We start from the raw sequence: 20,302 nt of genomic DNA, 5'->3' as shown, positions 1-20,302 counted from the left end.
GCTACTTTTTCAGCGCCAGACCAACGGCGATGAAGGTCCAGCCCTGAAAGATCAGGTCGATCGCAAGGAACAGACCGAGCACCCACAGGCTGTTGACCGGCCAGCCCATGGCGATGATCAGACCTGCAAGCGCGCTGATGACACCGGCGGCGACGAGCCAGCCCCAGCCGCGTTCCGGCCGGTGGCTGTAGCCGACCCAGGCCCTGAGCACCCCTGACGCGACCAGCGCGATCGCCAGCAGGAACGTCAGCACCGCCGAGGCAAGCAACGGATTGCCGAAAGCGAAGAAGCCGGCGACGGCGTACAGCAGTCCGCTGAGCAGCCAGTAGAAGAAGCGATTCCAGGACTTGACGCCGAACGCGTGCACGATCTCGATGATACCCGCCATCAGCATCAGCCATCCCACGACGTAGGCGGAAGCCACCGTGGCGACGAACAGATTGGCGAAGGCAATGCCGCCGAAGATGAGCAGCAGCACACCGAGTGCGACAAACCATCCCCATTTTGTCCGTGTCTGTTCGATCCCGATTTTCAAGGCGTCGCCATGCAGGGTCATTGTCGCGGTCTCCATCGAGGGCTGCGGAATACTGCGGATGGAAGGTAATCCGGGCGCGAGCCAACGTCCAGCCGATGACCGGCAGCGGGATCGCGGCAAAGCGCGAGCATATGTCTCGGGTTTAAATCAAATTTTACCAAACGGCCGTCAAAGCTGTCATCGGCAATCATATGCGTTGTGTTAGTGGAGTGGCCATGAGTTCGGTCGGAAGAATCTCTCTTGTGTTGGCCGCCGCGGTGCTGGGTGGGACGGGCGCTGCCAATGCGGGCGAGGGCAGCTGGCTGTCCGGCGACTGGTATCTGACCGTAGGTGCCACCGGCATGGTGGCGCCGAATTTCGAGGGCGGCAAAAAGTACCTGCTCAGCGCCTCGCCGATCATTTCGCTGGGCAAGGCCGGACCTGCTGCCCGCTTTGTCTCGCGCAACGACAACATCTCGCTGGCGCTGGTCGATGATGGCGGTTTCCGCGCTGGCCTGACCGGCAAGTTCCTGTTTTCCCGCGATGACGACAACGCCGATGAGCTGAAGGGCCTCGATCCGGTGCGCTGGGGCGGGGAAGTCGGCGGCTTCTTCGAATTCTATCCGACCGACTGGCTGCGCGCCCGCGCCGAGCTGCGCCACGGCATTCGCGCTCACAACGGCTTTGTCGCCGACATCGCCGCCGACGCCTTTTACGATGTGACGCCGACCGTCAGGATTTCGGGCGGCCCGCGTGTTTCCTTTGCGTCAGGCAATTATTTCGACGCCTATTACGGCGTCAACGCGCAGGAAGCCGTGGCCTCGGGCTTGAGCGAATATCATCCCGGTGGCGGGCTGAAATCGACCGGCCTCGGCGGCGCCATAACCTGGAAGGTGACCGAGCCGATGACCGCCAGCCTGTTTGGCGAATATTCGCGCCTGATGGGACCGGCGGCCGATTCCAGCCTGGTCAAGGAGCGCGGCGACCGCAACCAGTTCATGATTGGCGTGTCGACCACCTACCGCTTCGATTTCACGATGTAAGTGAATCGAACGAGACGCTTTATTCCTGCCGTGGCTTCGGCTAAAAGCCCAGCCATGACCAGCTTTTCGCGCCTTTTCGCGATCGCGATACGAATTACAGGCCCGGTGTTCCGGGTGGCCTGAGCGCCGCCGGAGCCGCCGGGAGTTTCTGCGCGCCCCCTCGCGCTTTTTCCATAACATGATAGTTCACGCCCGAGCTTGTACGCCCGCCGGGCAATGCAAATGGCAGACCAATGACCGATACAACTGAAACGATCGACTATTCCAAGACGCTTTACCTGCCGCAGACGGACTTCCCGATGCGTGCCGGCTTGCCGGAGAAGGAGCCGCTGCTGGTCAAGCGCTGGCAGGACATGGATCTCTACCGCAAGCTGCGCGAGAGCGCTGCCGGCCGCACGAAATACGTGCTGCATGACGGGCCGCCCTACGCCAACGGCAACATCCATATCGGCCACGCGCTGAACAAGATCCTCAAGGATGTCATCACCCGCTCGTTCCAGATGCGCGGCTACGACTCGAACTATGTGCCCGGCTGGGACTGCCACGGCCTGCCGATCGAGTGGAAGATCGAGGAGCAATACCGCGCCAAGGGCAAGAACAAGGACGAGGTGCCGGTCAACGAATTCCGCAAGGAATGCCGTGAGTTCGCCGCGGGTTGGATCGCTGTGCAGGGGGCCGAGTTCCAGCGCCTCGGCGTCATCGGCGATTTCAAGAACCCCTATACGACGATGGCTTTCCATGCCGAGGCGCGCATCGCCGGCGAGCTCTTGAAATTCGCCATGTCGGGCCAGCTCTATCGCGGCTCCAAGCCGGTGATGTGGAGCGTGGTCGAGCGCACGGCGCTGGCCGAGGCCGAGATCGAGTACCACGACTATGAGAGCGACACGATCTGGGCGAAGTTTCCGGTCGCCAGCTTGGCCCGCCCTGTCGATGGCGAGACCAAGCTGACGGAGGGCGCACTCGATCTGCTGCAGGCACATGTCGTCATCTGGACGACGACGCCATGGACGATCCCCGGCAACCGTGCCGTCAACTATTCGCCGCGCATCAACTATGGCCTCTATGAGGTCACGGCAGCCGAGAACGCATTCGGCCCGCAGCCGGGTGAAAAACTGATCTTTGCCGATGCGCTGGCCGAAGACTCCTCGGTCAAGGCCAAGGTCACCTTGAATCGTCTCCGCAGCGTTTCGGCGCAAGAGCTTGGAAGCCTTACGCTTTCGCATCCGCTCAAGGGTTTTTGCGGCGGCTACGACTTTGCCGTTCCGATGCTCGCCGGCGACCACGTCACCGACGATGCCGGCACCGGCTTCGTCCACACCGCGCCCGGCCACGGCCGCGAGGACTTTGACGCCTGGATGGATGCGGCGGTGGATCTGCGCGCACGCGGCATCGATCCCGCCATCCCGTTCACCGTCGACGATGGCGGTTTCTTCACCAAGGACGCGCCGGGTTTCGGCCCCGACCGGGAGGGTGGACCGGCGCGTGTCATCGACGACAACGGCAAGAAGGGCAACGCCAACCAGGCCGTCATCGACGAGCTGATTAAGCGCAACGCGCTGTTCGCGCGCGGCCGGCTGAAGCACAGCTACCCTCACTCCTGGCGGTCCAAGAAACCGATCATCTTCCGCAACACGCCGCAATGGTTCGTCTACATGGACAAGGACCTCGGCGACGGCTCGACACTGCGCAGCCGGGCGCTCAAGGCCATCGACGACACCCGCTTCGTGCCCGCCGCCGGCCAGAACCGCATCCGCGCCATGATCGAGGAGCGCCCGGACTGGGTGCTGTCGCGCCAGCGCGCCTGGGGCGTGCCGATCGCCGTCTTCGCCGATGCCGACGGCAATGTGCTGAAGGACGAAGCGGTCAACCAGCGCATCATGGACGCCTTCGAGCAGGAGGGCGCCGACGCCTGGTTCGCGGCTGATGCCAAGGAGCGTTTCCTTGGCAATCACGACGCTTCGAAGTGGAAGCAGGTGATGGACATCCTCGACGTCTGGTTCGATTCGGGCTCGACGCACGCCTTCACGCTGGAAGATCGTCCTGACCTGAAATGGCCGGCCGACGTCTATCTCGAAGGCTCCGACCAGCATCGCGGCTGGTTCCATTCGTCGCTGCTGGAAAGCTGCGGCACCAGGGGCAGGGCGCCTTACGACACCGTCGTCACCCATGGTTTCACCATGGACGAGGATGGCCGCAAGATGTCGAAGTCGCTGGGCAACACCGTGGTGCCGCAGGACGTCATCAAGCAGTCGGGCGCCGACATCCTGCGTCTATGGGTGGTGACGACCGACTACTGGGAGGACCAGCGGCTCGGCAAGAACGTGCTGCAGACCAACATCGACGCCTACCGCAAGCTGCGCAACACCATCCGCTGGATGCTGGGTACGCTTGCCCATGACGATGGCGAAGAGGTGCCGCTGGAGAAAATGCCGGAGCTGGAGCGGCTGATGCTGCACCGGCTGGCCGAGCTCGATGAGGTCGTGCGCTCGGGCTACGACGCCTTCGAATTCAAGCGCATCACCCGCATGCTGCTCGATTTCATGGTGGTCGAGCTGTCGGCGTTCTATTTCGACATCCGCAAGGACGCGCTCTACTGCGACGCGCCGTCGAGCCTGAAGCGCAAGGCTTCGGTGCAGGTGGTGCGCCATCTCTTCGACTGCCTGGTGAAATGGCTGGCGCCGATGCTGCCTTTCACCATGGAGGAGGCCTGGCTTGACCGTCATCCCGACGCCGTCTCGGTGCATCTCGACCAGTTCCCGCAAATCCCGGCGGACTGGAAGAACGAGGCGCTGGCGGAAAAGTGGCGCCAGGTGCGGCAGGTGCGGCGCGTCGTTACCGGCGCGCTGGAGATCGCGCGCGCCCAGAAGGTGATCGGATCGTCGCTGGAAGCGGTGCCGGTCGTCACAATCAACGACGCAGCGCTCGAAGCCGCGATTTCAGATGTCGACATGGCCGAGATGGCGATCACCAGCGATCTGGTCATCGCTCATGGCGAGGCATCGGCTGGTGCCTTCGCGATCGACGACGTCAAGGGTGTCGCCGTGGTGGTCGAGAAGGCCGAGGATCGTGGCCTGTTAAAATGTGCACGCTCCTGGCGCTACACCGCCGATGTCGGCCAGGATCCGGAATTCCCGGATGTTTCGGCCAGGGATGCGGCGGTGCTGCATGAATTGAAGGCGCTTGGCCGACTTTAACGGTTAGTCGGCTGGATCGGTGCACAAATGCCACGCCGGGCGGGCGAAAACCGCCCGCGCGTTGCCCTTAACGAGTGGTTGAGGTAAACACGCGAAACTCCGGAAGACAAATTGTCGCCGGATTTCCGTCGCAAGTGCTTGGACGATGGGGACCGGCCACAAGCTGGTGGCAATCGAGAGGCTGTCTAGAGTGGGACTTTTTGGCATGACCGAGAGATATAATGCGCGCTTGGCGCTGCTGGCGCCGCTTGTCGCGTCGGGCCTCGCTTTGTCGGGCTGCATGGGCTCTCCGACCTACGGCACCGACAAGACCGCCGGCGAACAACTGGCCGGCGATATTTCGGGCGCTTTTTCATTCGCGCCGAAGCGCAAGGAACAGATCGACTACAAGCCGCGTCCGACGCTCGTGAAGCCGGCGCCAGGCCAGAAGGAAGCGCTGCCGGCACCGCAGGACAGCATCGAGACGGCGAGCGCCGAATGGCCCGAATCGCCCGAGCAGCGCCGCGCCCGCTTGCGCGCCGACGCCACCGCCCATCAGAACGACCCGGCCTATCAGTCGGAGATCATCGACGACGTGCAGACGGACCCGGCCTCGGTCAAGAGGGCGATGGCGGAGTCAGGGTCGAGCCACCCGCCGGCATGGACACCGGCCGATTCCGACAAGGGCCGTGCCGCCGAGATCCAGCGCCGCCTTGCCGACAGCAAGCAGGGCGATCCGAACACCCGCAAATATCTGAGCGAGCCTCCAGTGCAGTATCGTGTCGCGGCCGGCACGGCGCCGCAAGATCAGCTTGGCGAGGACGAGTACAAGAAGGAACGCCGCCTCAAGAAAGAGGCGGAAGGCAAGAAGGGCAGCGGCTGGTTCGACTGGATGCCGTCTCTGTAAGAACACCACGTTGTGTCGCCGGGCGTTGCGCCCGGTTCAGCCGCGCCGTTCCCGGAAAAATTCCTTGAGCAATAGACCCGCTTCGGTCTCGCCCATGCCCGGATAGATGTCGGGCGCGTGGTGGCAGGTCGGCGAGGCGAAAAAACGTACGCCATTGACCACGGCACCGCCCTTGTCGTCGGCGGCGCCGAAATAAAGCCGGCGCAGCCGGGCGAAGGAAATGGCGCCGGCGCACATGGCGCAAGGTTCCAGCGTCACATAGAGATCATGGCCGGTCAGCCGCTCGGCCGACAGTTTGCGGCAAGCTTCGCGGATTACCAGCATCTCGGCATGCGCGGTCGGGTCGGCAAGTTCGCGTGTGCGGTTGCCGGCGCTGGCGACAACACCAACGCCATTGGCGATGACGGCGCCGACCGGCACTTCGCCTCGCAAGGCGGCAGCCTCGGCCTCCTTCAGCGCCAGCGCCATGAAATCGGGCCGCTTCACGCGATTTCCACTCCGATTATCTCCTCGCCACCTGACGGAGCAAGTTCGTTTCGAATGAACCGCACTTGCTCCAGGCTTTTGATTTTCGTTTGTCTTTTTGGAAAAACCGGTCTCCACTTTTCCCTGACAAACTCCAGTGATCCTGTTATTGAGCGCAGGACCTCGAAAATCGGGACTCGGTTTTCGAAAATGATCATGCGCCACATCAAAAGTGCTACAGCGTTCGTTGCGCGCCCGAAAGGATGCGCCACGCTGTAGCAGCGCAAACGGATAAAGGCCACATGGACGACAACGACAAGAAATTCCGACCCAGGAAGGGTCCGGCCAAGAGTGGGCCGAAACCCGCGGGACCGCGCAGCCGTGATGGCGCCGCGGGCAAGGGCGGCAAGCCGTCCTTTGGCGCCAAGAAACCTTACGCACCGCGTGGCGATCGGCCGATGGCTGCCGATGGCGAGCGGCCGAAGCGCGATTTCAAGGGCGGGGACAAGCCTTTCAACAAAGGCCCGCGTCCCGAAGGCAAGCCTTTTGAAAAGCGCGAGGGGCCGCGCAAGCCTTATGCACCGCGCGGCGATCGCCCGGTGGCCGCCGAAGGCGAGCGCAAGCCCTATGAAAAGCGCGAGGGGCCGCGCAAGCCTTATGCACCGCGCGGCGACCGGCCGATGGCCGCCGAAGGCGAGCGCAAACCGTATGAAAAGCGCGAAGGGCCGCGCAAGCCTTATGCGCCACGTGGCGATCGCCCGGTGGCCGCCGAAGGCGAGCGCAAGCCCTATGAAAAGCGCGAAGGACCGCGCAAGCCCTATGCACCGCGGGGCGACCGACCGGCTGCGGCGGCAGCGGGCGGCGAAAAGCGTTTCGACCGTCCCAAGCGTGATTTCAGTGACCGCGCGCCGCGCGACGCCGGCGATCGCCCGAAGCGTGACTTCGCCGACCGCCCCAAGCGCGATTTCGGCGACCGGCCGAAGCGGGATTTCAACGATCGGCCGCAAGGCGCGGCAGGCGGCAGCTTCCAGCCACGCCCGCGTCCCGCCGAGGGCGCGGAAGAGGCAGGCGAGCGCATCGCCAAGCGGCTGGCACGCGCTGGCCTGGCCTCGCGCCGCGATGCCGAGGAGCTGATCGCTGCCGGCCGCGTCAAGGTCAATGGCCGCGCCCTGACTTCACCGGCCTTCAACGTGATGCCTGATGACATCATCCATCTCGACGGCATGGAAATCCCGCCGATCGAGCGCACCCGGCTGTTCCTGTTCCACAAGCCGGCCGGCGTCGTCACCACCAACCGCGATCCCGAGGGCCGCAAGACCGTCTTCGACGTGCTGCCGGCTGAATTGCCGCGGCTGATGACCATCGGCCGGCTCGACATCAACACCGAAGGCCTGCTGCTGCTCACCAATGATGGCGGCCTGTCGCGCGTGCTCGAACTGCCGGCCACCGGCTGGCTGCGCCGCTATCGCGTGCGCGTCCACGGCAAGGTCGAGGAAAGCGCGCTTGCCGGCCTGCGTGAAGGCATTGCCGTCGACGGCGTGTTCTACGGTGCCATCGAAGCGACGCTCGACCGTGAGCAAGGCACCAATGCCTGGCTGACGATCGGCTTGCGCGAGGGCAAGAACCGCGAAGTCCGGAATATCCTGGGCTCGCTTGGCCTCGACGTGACGCGGCTGATCCGTATCTCCTACGGGCCATTCCAGCTCGATGACCTCGCCGAGGGCCATGTGCTGGAGATCAAGGGCAGGGTGTTGCGCGATCAGCTTGGCGAGCGCCTGGTCGAAGAATCCGGCGCCAATTTCGACGCCGATGTCACCAAGCCATTTTCCAACAAGCCGGTGCGGCGCACCGAAGTTCGCGAGCCGGAGCCGGAGCGGCCGAAATTCACCCGCGACGGTGAGCGCCGCCCGATCGGCGAGGGCGGTTTGATCAAGAACCGCAAACGCCGCGAAGGCAGCCGCGACGAGGCTCTGGGCAAGCTGTCGACAAGCCCTGACAGAAGCGCGGAGAAGAGTTTTGGCGAACGCGGCCCGCGTCCCGAACGCAGCTTTGGCGACAAGCCACGCGGCAGTTTTGGCGACAAACCGCGCGGCGGCTTCGGCGACAAGCCGCGTGGTGCTTTTGGCGGCAAGCCGGGCGGCGGGAAAAAGTCCGAGCGCGAGCAGCGGCCGATCGAGCCGCCCGGCCAGCGCAAGGCCAATGTCTGGATGGCACCGGGCGCGCGGCCGATCGGCAAGGGCAGGGCCGATGCAGACGCAGCCAAGGCCGCTGAAGCAAAGGCGCGAAAGGCATCGTTCAAACCGACCTATGGCAAACCGGCCGGCGCAAAGCCGTTCGGCAAGCCGCGCGGCGACCGTCCGACCAGCACACGCGGTGAGCGGCCGCGCGGCGGCCCCAAGGGCAAGTAATGCGGATCGTCGGCGGTGAGTTTCGCGGGCGTCCGCTGGCCACGCCGCGCAGCGACGCCATCCGGCCGACGACCGATCGCACCCGCGAGGCGGTCTTCAACGTGCTGGCGCATCGCTTTGCCGAGCAGTTGGACGGCGCGCGTGTGCTCGACCTGTTCGCCGGCACCGGTGCGCTCGGGCTGGAAGCCCTGTCGCGCGGTGCCTCCTATGGCGTCTTCATCGAGGAATCGGCCGAAGGCCGTGGCCTGATCCGCGACAATGTCGAGGCCTTCGGCCTGACCGGCCGCACCAAGATCTTCCGCCGCGATGCCACCGGCCTTGGCGAAGCGGGCACGCTGGCGCCGTTCGGCCTCGTCTTTGCCGACCCGCCCTATGGCAAGGGCCTTGGCGAGCGCGCCTTGCAGTCGGCGAAAGCCGGCGGCTGGCTTCGCCCTGGCGCGCTGTGCGTGGTCGAAGAGGCGGCAGTGGCGCCCTTCGACCCGGGCCCCGGCTTTTCCGTGCTGGACGAGCGCAACTATGGCGAGACCGTCATCCGCTTTATCGAGGCGGCCTGATACGCCTTCGCGATTGGCGGTTCCTCTCCCCCGCTTCACGGGGGCGAGGAACCGAGCACCGCCTCTAAAATGACCAACAATTAACTTTGCTTGTCGCCAGTACCTTGCCTATCGTCTGCAGACAGAACCGGAGCCGTTGATGACATCCAGGATTGAATGGCTGCGCGGAACGCTGTTGGCGTCCTCTTTGGCTTTTGTCATGACCAGCCCGGTGCTGGCCGAGAGCCCCGTCTTGCCCAACACGGTTCCGGCCGAGTTCAAGGTCACGGATTTCCTGCTCGACAACGGCATGGAGGTGGTCGTCATTCCCGACCACCGTGCGCCGATCGTCACCCATATGGTCTGGTACAAGATCGGCAGCGCCGACGAGCCGCCCGGCAAATCCGGCATTGCGCATTTCTTCGAACATCTGATGTTCAAGGCGACGACCAACCATGCGGCGGGCGAGTTCGACCGCGCCATCTCCGATATCGGCGGCTCCAACAACGCCTTCACCTCTTACGACTACACCGCCTTCCACGAGACGGTGGCGCCGTCGGCGCTCGAGTTGATGATGAGCTTCGAGGCCGATCGCATGCGCAATCTCATCCTCACCGACGATGTCATCAAGACCGAGCGCGATGTCATCCTCGAGGAGCGCCGCTCGCGCATCGACAACAGCCCCGAGGCCGTGCTGGACGAGGAGGTCGATGCAACGCTGTGGCAGAACCAGCCCTATCGCATTCCGGTCATCGGCTGGATGCAGGAGATGCAGCAGCTGAACCGCGCCGACGCTGTCGCCTTCTACGACAAATACTATCGGCCCAACAACGCGGTGCTGATCGTTGCCGGCGATGTCGAACCGGACACGGTGCGGGCGCTGGCCGAAAAGACCTATGGCAAGGTGGCGCGCGGCCCCGATCTGCCGCCGCGCATACGCCCGGTCGAGCCGGAGCAGAACACCAAGCGCACGGTGACGCTCGCCGATGCCCGCGTCAGCGTGCCGAGCTTTTCCACCCAATGGGTGGTGCCGTCCTATCACACCGGCAAGCCGGGCGAGGCGGAAGCGCTCGACCTCTTGGCGGAGATCCTTGGCGGCGGCAATCGCAGCCGGCTCTACCAGGCGCTCGTCGTCCAGCAAGGTATCGCATCCAGCGCCGGCGCCTTTTTCCAGGGCACCATGCTCGACGACACCAACTTCACCGTCTATGGCGCGCCGCGCGGGGATGCCAAAATCTCCGACGTCGAAGCGGCGGTCGATGCCGAAGTGGTGCGCATCGTCAAGGATGGCGTCACGCCATCGGAGCTGGAGAAGGCCAAGGACCGCTATGTCAGATCGATGACCTTTGCCCGCGACAAGCAGGATTCCATGGCCAACATCTATGGCTCGACGCTGGCCACCGGCGGCAATGTGCAGGACGTCCAGCAGTGGACGGACCGCATCCGCAAGGTCACGACAGACGAGGTCAAGGCCGTCGCCGCGCGCTATCTCGTGCTCGCCCGGTCGACCACCGGTTATTTGCTGCCGCAGCAACAGGCGGGGAATTGATTTGATGAAGAGATCGAGCGTTGGCGCTGCCCCTCACCTGCCTGCCGGCATCCTCTCCCCGTACAGTGACGGGGAGAGGGGCGCCGTCATCGCCGGTTTCGCCAATCACCATGGTTGCAAGACGGACGCCGAGGTTGCGGCCAGCCTCCTTCTCCCCGTCACTATACGGGGAGAAGTGCCCGGCAGGGCGATGAGGGGCGGCGCCGACTTCGACAATTGTTCGTTTGGAACGACCACCCCGAGCCGCGCTATCGCCCCGCTGATCACTTTACTTCTCTCCATCCTCTTCCTCATCCTGCCGGCACTCACCGCGCGGGCCATGGACATCCAGTCCGTCACCTCGCCAAAGGGCATCACCGCCTGGCTGGTCGAGGACTATTCCGTGCCGGTTGTCGCCATCCGCTTCGTCTTCGGCGGCGGCTCGACGCAGGATCCGGTCGGCAAGGAAGGGCTGGCCAATCTGATGACCGGCCTGTTCGACGAAGGCGCCGGCCCGCTCGACAGTGAAGACTTCCAGATCAAGCTCGACGATGCCGGCGCCGAGATGAGCTTCGACGAAAGCCGCGACGGCATCTACGGCTCCATGCGCATGCTGGCCGAGCAGCGCGACCAGGCATTCGACCTGTTGCGGCTGGCGGTCAACGAGCCGCGCTTCGACCAGCTGCCGATTGACCGCATCCGCTCCCAGATCCTGTCCGGCATCATCGCCGGCGAAAACGATCCCGACACGGTGGCGCAGAACAAATGGGCGCGAGCGCTTTATGGCGATCATCCCTATTCCCGCTCCGACCAGGGCACCAAGGAAAGCATCGCCACCATCACGCGCGATGATCTCAATGCCTTGCACAAAGCGGTGTTCGCGCGCGGCGGGCTGCGTGTCGCCGTTGTCGGCGCCATCGACGCGGAGACGCTGAAGAAGAAGCTCGACATGGTGTTTGGCGACCTGCCGCAAAACCAGGCGCTGAGGCCAGTGGCCGATATCGACCCGAAGCTGGCGCAGCATATCGAGGTCGACTACGACCTGCCGCAGACCTCCCTGCAGCTCGCTTTTCCCGGCGTGAAACGCAAGGCGGCGGATTTCTTCCCCGCCGTGCTGATGAACGAGATTCTTGGCGGCGGCACCTTCACCTCGCGCCTGTTCCAGGAGGTGCGCGAGAAGCGCGGGCTGGCCTACAGCGTCAACTCCTCGCTCATCAACCAGGACCACGCCAGCGCGCTGATCGTCAGCACCGGCACCCGCTCCGACCGTGCTTCCGAAACGCTGGGCATCATCCGCGACGTGGTCAAGCGACTGGCCGAAGAAGGCCCGACCGAAGCGGAACTGGCGGCCACCAAGAAATACATGATCGGCGCCTACGCCATCAACAATCTGGACTCGTCCAGCGCCATCGCCTCGACGCTGGTCGAACTGCAGCTCGACGATCTCGGCATCGACTACATGCAGCGCCGCGCCGGCTACATCAACGCGGTGACGCTCAATCAGGTCAAGGCGGCGGCGAAGAAGCTGCTGACCGCCGAGCCGACCATCATGGTCATCGGCCCGAAACTGGCCGGAGCCGGCAAGGGATGAGCCCCGGCACGCATTTCTCTTTTCCGAACGCCGGCGCTGCCCCTCATCGCCCTGCCGGGCACTTCTCCCCGTATAGTGACGGGGAGAAGGGGGCTGGCCGCAATCTCGGCGCCCATCTTGCAACGTTTGTGATTGGCGAAATCGGCGATGGCAGCACCCTTCTCCCCGTCACTATACGGGGAGAGGATGCCGGCAGGCAGGTGAGGGGCGGCGCCAACTTCAACAATTGGCGGTCTCCGTCGCCGGCCAGAAACGAGGCAGGAGTCACGCAAAATGGCGCCTAGCTTCGGCATAGCCTTCGGCGGCGGTGGCGCGCGCGGGCTGGCGCACATCCATGTCATCGAGGCGCTGGACGAACTGGGCATAAAACCGGTGGCGATTGCCGGCTCGTCGATTGGCGCCATCATGGGTGCCGGCATGGCATCGGGTATGGCCGGCAAGGACATTCACGACTATGCCCGCTCGATCCTTAGCCGCCGCGCCGAAGTCGCGAGCCGCATGTGGCGGGCGCGGCCGGGCACCATCGCCGAAGCCATGCAGGGCGGCATCCGCGTCAGCCAGTTCAATGTCGAGCGCATCCTGAAGGCCTTTCTGCCCGACGCTATCCCCGAAACCTTCGCCGAGCTGAAGATCCCGCTCAAGGTGACGGCGACCGATTATTTCGGCCACAAGCTGGCCGTCTTCGAGGACGGCGACCTGCATTCCGCACTGGCGGCCTCAGCGGCCATCCCCGCCGTGTTCCGCCCGGTGATGCGCGACGGCAGGCTGCTGATCGACGGCGGCATCTACAACCCCGTGCCGTTCGACCTGATCGAGAACGATGCCGACATCATCATCGGCGTCGATGTCGTCGGCGCGCCGGAGGAGGCCGACCGCAAGCAGCCGACCTCCGTCGACCTGATGTTCGGCGCCACGCAATTGATGATGCAGTCGATCATCGCCAACAAGCTGAAACAATGCCGCCCCGACATCCTGGTCCGCCCGGCAGTGTCGAGATACCGCGTCCTGGATTTCCTGAAGATCGACGCCTTGATGAACGAGACGGTGGATATCAAGGACGAGCTGAAGCGGCAGGTGGAGAAGGTGGTTGAGGCGAGGAATAGTGCCGCCATCAAGAGGAGGCGGGGGAAACAGGTCGGGTGAGGTGCATCGTCCTCCCACCTGGAAGGAGAGAGCCCAACCGACCTACGATTTCGCCGTCACCGGTGCATACTCTAGCGCCACCACGCCGTTGCTAAATGGTTTGCGGAAATCAGTTCGAGCGACACCGCCGCGCCGCCTGGGAACAGCGGTTTGCCCTGGCCGACGGTGCCGGGATAGCTGAGCAGCCTGACGCGGTCGACCAGGCCGTGGCGCAGCAATTCCTGCGCGACGCTGAGGCTGCCATGCACATAGATGTTGCCGCCGCTGCCCTGTTTCAGCGTCCTGACCGCATCCGGCAGCGGTCCCCTCAGCAATTCGGCCGGCTTCCAGTCGAGCGCCTTCAAGCTGTTCGAGGCGACATATTTCGGCAGCGCGTTGAACCGGTCGGCAAAATCTCCGGTTTCCGTTGGCCAGGAGCCGGCAAAGATCTCATAGGTCGTGCGCCCCAAAAGCATGGCGCCGCTGTCGGCAAGCTCGTCTTCCTTGAACCTGTTCATTTCGTCGTTCCAGGTCACGCTGGGCAGCTTCTCGACCTCGGCAATGCCATCGACGCTGATGAATTCGGTGACGATAAGTTTTCGCATGGCGCTCTCCCTTCTTCTGTCAAAGGACGAACCGCGTGGGCGCTTTGCGACAGGCAGAGTGAAAAATATCGCGGCGCTTTGTTGCTTTTAGTTCATGTCAGGTGCCTTAAGTCCAAGTCTTGTCATATTGACTTCTTAAAAGGTGGAAGTCATGATTTTGTTGGAGGGGATGCATGGTGAGGGTACCGGACGAGGAGTCGGTTCAGATCAAGGTTTCGCCTGAGCTCAAGAAGGCGATCCGCCGCACTGCTCTTGAGCGAGACGAGACGGTTCGCACCTTCATTCTGAAGGCGTTGCGGCAGCGCGGGATAGCTGTGCCGGATGGAGACCTGGTCGATCGTCGCAAGGCGACCGGTCGATGACTCCCGCTCCGCATGCTATGGCAGCATCTGTCGTCGATCTCTTCTGTGGTGCCGGGGGCCTATCTTACGGCTTCAAGCGAGAAGAGTTCAAAATCGCGGCTGGGGTCGACATTGATGAAGCCTGCCGATTTCCATATGAGACGAACAACGGATCGCCGTTCATCCGCAAAGACGTCGCGAAGCTCACGGCAGGCGATCTGAACGCATTGTTCGAGCCCAACACGAGGCGCATTCTTGTTGGATGTGCCCCCTGCCAGCCTTTTTCTACATACAACCAGAAGAATGAAAATCCTGACTGGAAACTGCTGCAAGCGTTTGGCGCGCTGATCGACGATGCGAGGCCGGATGTGGTGTCTATGGAGAATGTACCGCGTCTTCTCAGCTTCCGGGGAGGCAAGATCTTCGACACGTTCGTGGCGATGCTGAGAGCGGCAGATTACCATATCGTCTGGGATGTGCTCTACGGGCCCGATTTCGGCCTGGCTCAGACCCGATCCCGGTTGGTCCTTTTGGCATCCCGACTAGGACCGATCGAAATGCCGGCGTCAACGCACGGCCCTAAGACGCACCGAACCGTCAAGGACGAGATCGGCACGCTACCGCCGCTAGAGCACGGCCAGGTAGATGACGTGGATCCTCTCCATCGTGCGAGCCGCCTTTCGGAAACGAATGCCAAGCGTATCGCATCGGCAAAACCGGGTGGAACATGGCGTGATTGGAGCCCCGAACTCGTAGCCTCCTGTCATAAGGTGGAGACCGGGAAAGGATACTCCTCCGTCTATGGTCGCATGACGTGGACGGCCCCGTCGCCGACAATCACGACGCAGTTCTATGGGTTCGGCAACGGTCGTTTCGGTCATCCAGAGCAGGATCGGGCACTAAGCCTCAGAGAAGGCGCGCTTTTGCAGGGGTTCCCCCGCAATTATCAGTTCGCCGCGCCTGGGGAGCGGATACAATTCAAGAAGATAGGTCGGATGATCGGTAACGCCGTTCCAGTAACGCTCGCCGGAGCTATCGCGCGTGCAGTCAAAAATTACATGGAAGGTCTTGCATGACGGCACCACGCAAGCTTGTAATGACGATCAGCTTGAATGCTTTGGAACATCTTGGAATAAATCTCTACAGCAACATTCCTGCAGTCCTGTCGGAGATCGTGGCCAACGCGTGGGACGCTGATGCAAAAAAGGTGTCAGTGACAATCGACAAGACGGCAGAGACGATCATCATCGAAGATGATGGTACAGGCATGGGCCGAGACGCCGTAATCGATCGATTTCTGACAGTTGGCTACAAGCGACGCGACGAGCTTGGGGAGGCCACTCCATCCGGGCGGAAGCCTATGGGACGCAAAGGCATTGGCAAACTGTCAATATTTTCCATCGCGCGGGTCGCCGAAGTTTACACAACAGTGAGCGGTGAGCGAACGGCTTTCCGTATGGATCGGGAGGTAATCCGCAAGGCGATCTCCGGAAAGGGGCAAGTTGCATACGAACCCGAGGAGTTGCCGAATTGGCCAAGTGACCTAAAAAAGGGCACACGGATAGTCTTATCGAAAATACCGAGGTCACTCTCAGGGATGACAGTTGAAGGGCTCAAGCGGCGTGTTGCCCGACGCTTTTCAATCATCGGTCCGAAATACGACTTTGTAGTTTCGGTGAATGGCACTGCTATCGGCCCCGAAGATCGAGCCTATCACAATGCACTGCAATATATCTGGACCTATGGGGACCAGGAAGAACTGGTGAAGCTCTGCAAGCACCTCGACCGCCCTGGCGAGGCTCGGCTGTTGAAGATCGCGAATGAGCTAACGAAACATCACATCTCCCTGTCTGGTTGGATCGGAACTGTGTTTAAACCTGATCAGCTCAAAGATGAGGATGGCGACAATTTAAACCGCCTCGCTGTCTTCATGCGCGGCAAGATGGCCCAAGAGGACATGCTCGACGATTTTGGACAGAAAGAAATCTACGCTGATTACATCATCGGTGAATTGCATTGTGAGCAGCTCGACGTCGACGATCAGGGTGACATCGCGACGAGCAGCCGGCAGTCCCTCAAGGAAGATGATCCAAGGTTCGAGGCGCTTCGCAAGGTCGTTCTCTCTGAGCTTCGCTATATCGCAGGAAAATGGAGCGATTGGAGACGGACAGACGGTGCCAAAGTTGCGGCTACCGTGCCGGCCGTGTCTGCCTGGCTTGGCAATCTTAAAAGGCGATACGAAAAAAAAGGCCGAACGATGGATTGGGCGGCTTAATACTATCCGCTCGAATGATGACGGCGATAAGCGAGAACTACTCAAAGCATCAATCCTTGCCTTCGAAAGTTATCGTCGCAAGGAAGAGTTGGATCGGCTTGAGGAGATGAAGGACGAGAGTATCGAGCATGTTCTCGATATATTTCGCAGCATCGACGATCTGGAACTCAGTTACTATGGCCAAATCGTCAAACTCAGGATAGGTGTTATCAAGACCCTTCAGGAAAAACTGAAGGCTAATGACAAGGAGCTCGTGCTGCGTGACTATATTTATGATCACCTTTGGCTTTTGGACCCAGCCTGGGAGCGGACCAAGGGATCAGAGCACGCGGAAACATTGGTCAACAAATTCCTTGAAGACAACACGTCGAAGCTAAAAGGTAAGGCTAAGACTGCTCGTATTGATATCGGCTATCGAACAACCGGCGGCAAGCACGTAATCGTTGAGTTGAAGCGGGCATCGGTAGCAGTGCCTGTAGATGAGCTAGTCGCACAAATACGTGTCTATCGAGACGGAACGCGCAAGATACTAGAGAAAACCACCTACAAAAATTGGCCGATCGAGATTATCTGCCTGCTCGGCAAAGCGCCCCCAGAATGGGCCGACGCCAGCGGTACTGGCCCTTCCGGCGTCATCGCTACATTGAAGACAGTGGACGCCCGTATCGTATTTTACGACGAGCTTTTAACTAACGCACAGTCCGCATACGCGGACTATCTAGAAGAGCACATGAAGGTCGACAAGCTCTGGGGTATTTTTGAGGCAATCGACGACTTCACGCCACCCGTCAACCCTCTGAAATGAGTTCCGTTGATCCGATCCGGAGCCGGATTATGGGGGCAGTTCGGCAAAGGGATACCGGCCCTGAGACGGTCGTCAGGCAAGTGCTTCATGGGCTGGGTCTAAGATTCAGACTCCATAGGAAGGATCTCGCAGGGACGCCCGACATCGTTCTGCCAAAGCACAAGACTGCAATCTTCGTGCATGGATGTTTTTGGCATCGCCATACTGGTTGTTCGAAAGCAACGACACCTAAGACCCGCGTCCAGTTCTGGCAGGAGAAGTTCGACCGCAACGTGGACCGTGACCTAAGAAATGAAAGCGCCTTGCGCAATCAAGGCTGGAGTGTCTTCGTGATTTGGGAATGCGAGACTAGGGACCTGGTTAACTTGCGAGAGCGTCTCTGGAGAGGGCTCATACTGCCCAGCTGCATGGAGACCAAGAATACAAAACAACTGGTCATTTAGACGCGCGTAGATTTTCTAGCAATATCTGGGCGAACCTATGGAATTTTAGTACGTGGTCTGCATACAGTTCAGCAAATTCGCCGTTCGGAATTAGTCCTAGATCAGCCTCTTTAGCCGCGTCATAAATAGCAGTGGGCTTTATGTCTTTGCTTGCGGCAAAAAGGATTGAGGGCAGAGCTTCGGCATGCGACGATTGGCCGATCGTTCCGCCGTTGCACGAACTGATCGGTATCGCACCCGCCACTGACAACGCAATGACCGCTCCGCCCATTCCAGCATCGAATGGAGATAGCTCAAAGGCGTTGGAAAGAAAGTCGTCGATTATCTCCTCGGCCTCATCAGTCGTCCAGCCGGCTTTGTCCAGATCATCTAAAAAATCCGCTTCGTGACTAAGCAGAAGCTCACCATCCTCAAAACCGTATCCACGTACGTCTATATAAGCGTGGTTTACCTCAAGGCCGTCTTCAGACGAAGCTCGTTCCTCGTCCAATTGAGCGAGTAACGAGATATCCAACGTACGTCGGATTTCAACATCGACAGCCTCAGGTTTAGTAGTTTGCGGCATGCTAATACCTCAATCACCATCCACTCAGGTTCTCAAGTCGACGGTCACATACTTACATTCCTAGACAAGGCCGCCTTCGCCAATCCTACATAAGGCATGGAACGAAGCCGATTGTGGTTATCAGAGCGCGCCGGCTATGTAAGGCCGCCGCCCGCCCTCAGTCCTTCGCCCGCTCCACATAGGCCCCATCGGCCGTCATCACCACCACGCGGGTGCCCGGCGCGATGTGCGGCGGCACAAGCGTGCGCACGCCGTTGGAGAGCACGGCCGGCTTGTAGGAGGACGAGGCCGTCTGGCCCTTGGTCGTCGGCTCGGTTTCCACCACTTCGAAGGTGGCGCGCTGCGGCAGCACCAGGGAAATGGCGATGCCGTTGAACTGCGACACCTGCACGGCCATGCCTTCCAAGAGGTAAGGCGCCATGTCGCCGACCACGGCTTCCGATACTGCCACCTGGTCGTAGCTTTCCGGGTTCATGAAATGAAAGCCTTCGCCGTCGCGGTAGAGGAAGGTGTGTTCGCGCTCTTCCACATAGGCGCGCTCGACCTGCTCGGTGGTGCGGTAGCGTTCCGAAACCTTCACCCCGTCGCCGATGCGGCGCATGTCGAGCTGCGTTACCGGCGTGCCCTTGCCGGGGTGGATGTTTTCGGCAAAGAGGATCACATAAAGCTTGCCGTCCTTGTCGACGACGTTGCCTTTGCGGAGCGAACTGGCGATGACTTTCACCACGGTTTTAAATCCTGCAAGAAGAGTTGACTGGCGTTTGCCGGCTTGTGCGGCGCTGGATGGGGGCCTAGCGCATCTTGGCCGCCGCCGCCAGCCCCCTTCCACCATGTTCCGAGCCGCATGACCGAAGCTTCGCCCTGGTGGACGCCTGACGTTCACGCCGACCGCCGCCCGCGGCTGATGCTGCGCAACGGCATCGCCGCCAGCCTGCGCGACTGGTTCGCTGCCCATGATTTCGTCGAGGTTGAGACAGCCGCCCTGCAGGTTTCGCCCGGCAATGAGGCGCATCTGGCGGCTTTCGCCACCGAAGCGGTCGGGCCGGACGGCGCAAGGGCGCCGCTCTATCTCCACACCTCTCCGGAATTCGCCTGCAAGAAGCTGCTCGCCGCCGGTGAAGTCAGGATTTTCAGCTTCGGCCCGGTCTACCGCAACCGCGAGCGCGGCCCCTTGCACCATCCCGAATTCACCATGCTCGAATGGTATCGCGTGGGCGAAGCCTATGAGAGCCTGATGCTGGATTGCGCGGCCTTTCTGGCGCTGGCCGCGACAAGGGCAGGGGCTAATCTTTTCTCTTTCCGGGGCCGCGACTGCGATCCGTTTGCCGAGCCGGAACGGCTGAGCGTCGCGGACGCCTTCACCCACTATTCCGGCATCGACCTGCTGGCCACGGTCGCCGCCGACGGCAGCACCGATCGCGACGCGCTGTATGCGGCCTTGACCCGGGCCGGCCTGCGCACGGCGCCCGACGACAGTTGGGCCGATTTGTTCAGCCGGGTGATGGTGGAAAAGGTCGAGCCATTCCTCGGGCAGGGGCGAGCGACCATCCTGTGCGAATATCCGGTGGCCGAGGCGGCACTGGCGCGGCCGAGCCCGCGCGACCCGCGCGTCGCCGAGCGCTTCGAGCTCTATTGCTGCGGCGTCGAACTCGCCAACGGCTTTGGCGAACTGACCGACGCCGCCGAGCAGCGCCGGCGCTTCGTCATCGAGATGGACGAGAAACAGCGCATCTATGGCGAGCGCTATCCGCTCGACGAGGATTTCCTCGCGGCGCTGGCCATCATGCCGCCTGCCAGCGGCATCGCGCTCGGCTTCGACCGGCTGGCGATGCTGGCCACCGGCGCGCAAAAAATCGAGGACGTGATCTGGACGCCTGTCGCCTGAGGCGCGGAACGATCTGGCCTATTCGATTCCAGGGATCAAGACTGGACCGTGACCCCGAACCAAGAGACCACATGATCGGTACCGGATTTCAAGGTCAAT

The 20,302-nt window shown here is 61.8% G+C and carries 19 protein-coding genes; 14 read left to right on the top strand and 5 right to left on the bottom strand.

Features of this window, described 5'->3' with window-relative positions:
* Position 1 precedes the first annotated feature (1 nt).
* Positions 2–556, bottom strand: a complete 555-nt coding sequence (locus tag NKJ67_RS24100) for an HdeD family acid-resistance protein (RefSeq protein ID WP_352583506.1) — start codon at positions 554–556, stop codon at positions 2–4.
* A gap of 194 nt (positions 557–750) precedes the next feature.
* On the opposite strand from NKJ67_RS24100, the gene NKJ67_RS24095 reads away from it, so the two are divergent.
* The 3 genes from NKJ67_RS24095 (at position 751) to NKJ67_RS24085 (ending at position 5,637) form a co-directional block, all read left to right on the top strand.
* Positions 751–1,557 (top strand): MipA/OmpV family protein, encoded by an 807-nt coding sequence (locus NKJ67_RS24095; protein ID WP_127331538.1) that lies wholly within the window; start codon positions 751–753, stop codon positions 1,555–1,557.
* Between the two features lie 233 nt (positions 1,558–1,790).
* Positions 1,791–4,751 (top strand): isoleucine--tRNA ligase, encoded by a 2,961-nt coding sequence (gene ileS, locus NKJ67_RS24090; protein ID WP_352583504.1) that lies wholly within the window; start codon positions 1,791–1,793, stop codon positions 4,749–4,751.
* Between the two features lie 205 nt (positions 4,752–4,956).
* Complete coding sequence (locus tag NKJ67_RS24085; protein ID WP_127271160.1) at positions 4,957–5,637, top strand: hypothetical protein; 681 nt, start codon at positions 4,957–4,959, stop codon at positions 5,635–5,637.
* A gap of 36 nt (positions 5,638–5,673) precedes the next feature.
* Here NKJ67_RS24085 and NKJ67_RS24080 read toward each other — a convergent pair whose 3' ends face one another.
* The gene (locus NKJ67_RS24080; protein WP_292631799.1) at positions 5,674–6,123 is read right to left on the bottom strand and encodes a nucleoside deaminase; all 450 of its coding nucleotides are present in this window, start codon (positions 6,121–6,123) and stop codon (positions 5,674–5,676) included.
* A 281-nt stretch (positions 6,124–6,404) separates the two neighbouring features.
* Here NKJ67_RS24080 and NKJ67_RS24075 point away from each other — a divergent pair, with 281 nt between their 5' ends.
* The 5 genes from NKJ67_RS24075 to NKJ67_RS24055 all read left to right on the top strand — a co-directional run bounded on the left by NKJ67_RS24075 (position 6,405) and on the right by NKJ67_RS24055 (position 13,305).
* Positions 6,405–8,510 carry a pseudouridine synthase gene (locus tag NKJ67_RS24075; RefSeq protein ID WP_352583502.1) on the top strand — a complete coding sequence of 702 codons (2,106 nt, stop codon included), beginning with the start codon at positions 6,405–6,407 and terminating at the stop codon, positions 8,508–8,510.
* Entirely contained in the window at positions 8,510–9,064 is a 555-nt protein-coding gene (gene rsmD / locus NKJ67_RS24070) for a 16S rRNA (guanine(966)-N(2))-methyltransferase RsmD (protein WP_352583500.1), read from the top strand. Before NKJ67_RS24075 ends, rsmD begins: the two co-directional genes overlap by 1 nt.
* Before the next feature lie 139 nt (positions 9,065–9,203).
* Complete coding sequence (locus NKJ67_RS24065) at positions 9,204–10,592, top strand: M16 family metallopeptidase (RefSeq protein ID WP_352583498.1); 1,389 nt, start codon at positions 9,204–9,206, stop codon at positions 10,590–10,592.
* 190 nt (positions 10,593–10,782) lie between these two features.
* Positions 10,783–12,162: a M16 family metallopeptidase gene (locus tag NKJ67_RS24060; protein ID WP_502905233.1), complete on the top strand. Its 1,380-nt coding sequence runs from the start codon at positions 10,783–10,785 to the stop codon at positions 12,160–12,162.
* Positions 12,163–12,435: 273 nt separating this feature from the next.
* Positions 12,436–13,305 carry a patatin-like phospholipase family protein gene (locus tag NKJ67_RS24055; RefSeq protein ID WP_352583494.1) on the top strand — a complete coding sequence of 290 codons (870 nt, stop codon included), beginning with the start codon at positions 12,436–12,438 and terminating at the stop codon, positions 13,303–13,305.
* Between the two features lie 71 nt (positions 13,306–13,376).
* On the opposite strand, the gene NKJ67_RS24050 is transcribed toward NKJ67_RS24055, so the two are convergent.
* Entirely contained in the window at positions 13,377–13,889 is a 513-nt protein-coding gene (locus NKJ67_RS24050; RefSeq protein ID WP_352583493.1) for a dihydrofolate reductase family protein, read from the bottom strand.
* Positions 13,890–14,062: 173 nt separating this feature from the next.
* Here NKJ67_RS24050 and NKJ67_RS24045 point away from each other — a divergent pair, with 173 nt between their 5' ends.
* Genes NKJ67_RS24045 through NKJ67_RS24025 form a run of 5 tightly spaced genes read left to right on the top strand, consistent with a single transcriptional unit; the run spans position 14,063 to position 17,753 of the window.
* The gene (locus NKJ67_RS24045; protein WP_352583491.1) at positions 14,063–14,251 is read left to right on the top strand and encodes a hypothetical protein; all 189 of its coding nucleotides are present in this window, start codon (positions 14,063–14,065) and stop codon (positions 14,249–14,251) included.
* On the top strand, positions 14,248–15,306 hold the full coding sequence (locus tag NKJ67_RS24040; protein ID WP_352583489.1) for a DNA cytosine methyltransferase: 1,059 nt from the start codon (positions 14,248–14,250) through the stop codon (positions 15,304–15,306). The genes NKJ67_RS24045 and NKJ67_RS24040 overlap by 4 nt, the downstream gene beginning before the upstream one ends.
* The gene (locus NKJ67_RS24035; RefSeq protein WP_352583487.1) at positions 15,303–16,505 is read left to right on the top strand and encodes an ATP-binding protein; all 1,203 of its coding nucleotides are present in this window, start codon (positions 15,303–15,305) and stop codon (positions 16,503–16,505) included. The genes NKJ67_RS24040 and NKJ67_RS24035 overlap by 4 nt, the downstream gene beginning before the upstream one ends.
* On the top strand, positions 16,447–17,310 hold the full coding sequence (locus NKJ67_RS24030; protein ID WP_352583485.1) for a hypothetical protein: 864 nt from the start codon (positions 16,447–16,449) through the stop codon (positions 17,308–17,310). The genes NKJ67_RS24035 and NKJ67_RS24030 overlap by 59 nt, the downstream gene beginning before the upstream one ends.
* On the top strand, positions 17,307–17,753 hold the full coding sequence (locus NKJ67_RS24025) for a very short patch repair endonuclease (protein ID WP_352583483.1): 447 nt from the start codon (positions 17,307–17,309) through the stop codon (positions 17,751–17,753). The genes NKJ67_RS24030 and NKJ67_RS24025 overlap by 4 nt, the downstream gene beginning before the upstream one ends.
* On the opposite strand, the gene NKJ67_RS24020 is transcribed toward NKJ67_RS24025, so the two are convergent.
* Positions 17,746–18,318 carry a hypothetical protein gene (locus NKJ67_RS24020; RefSeq protein WP_352583481.1) on the bottom strand — a complete coding sequence of 191 codons (573 nt, stop codon included), beginning with the start codon at positions 18,316–18,318 and terminating at the stop codon, positions 17,746–17,748. The two genes, NKJ67_RS24025 and NKJ67_RS24020, sit on opposite strands and share 8 nt — an antisense overlap.
* Before the next feature lie 157 nt (positions 18,319–18,475).
* Positions 18,476–19,045, bottom strand: coding sequence for an elongation factor P (efp, locus tag NKJ67_RS24015; RefSeq protein ID WP_027038615.1), 570 nt, complete (start codon positions 19,043–19,045; stop codon positions 18,476–18,478).
* Between the two features lie 117 nt (positions 19,046–19,162).
* Between efp and epmA the strand changes: the two genes are divergently transcribed.
* Complete coding sequence (epmA, locus tag NKJ67_RS24010; protein ID WP_352583478.1) at positions 19,163–20,203, top strand: EF-P lysine aminoacylase EpmA; 1,041 nt, start codon at positions 19,163–19,165, stop codon at positions 20,201–20,203.
* The last annotated feature ends 99 nt before the right edge of the window (positions 20,204–20,302 follow it).

Source organism: Mesorhizobium sp. M0088, assembly GCF_040322895.1.
GTDB lineage: Bacteria > Pseudomonadota > Alphaproteobacteria > Rhizobiales > Rhizobiaceae > Mesorhizobium.
Note: the sequence above shows the minus strand (reverse complement) of the source record. Positions and strands in the feature narration are given on the sequence as shown.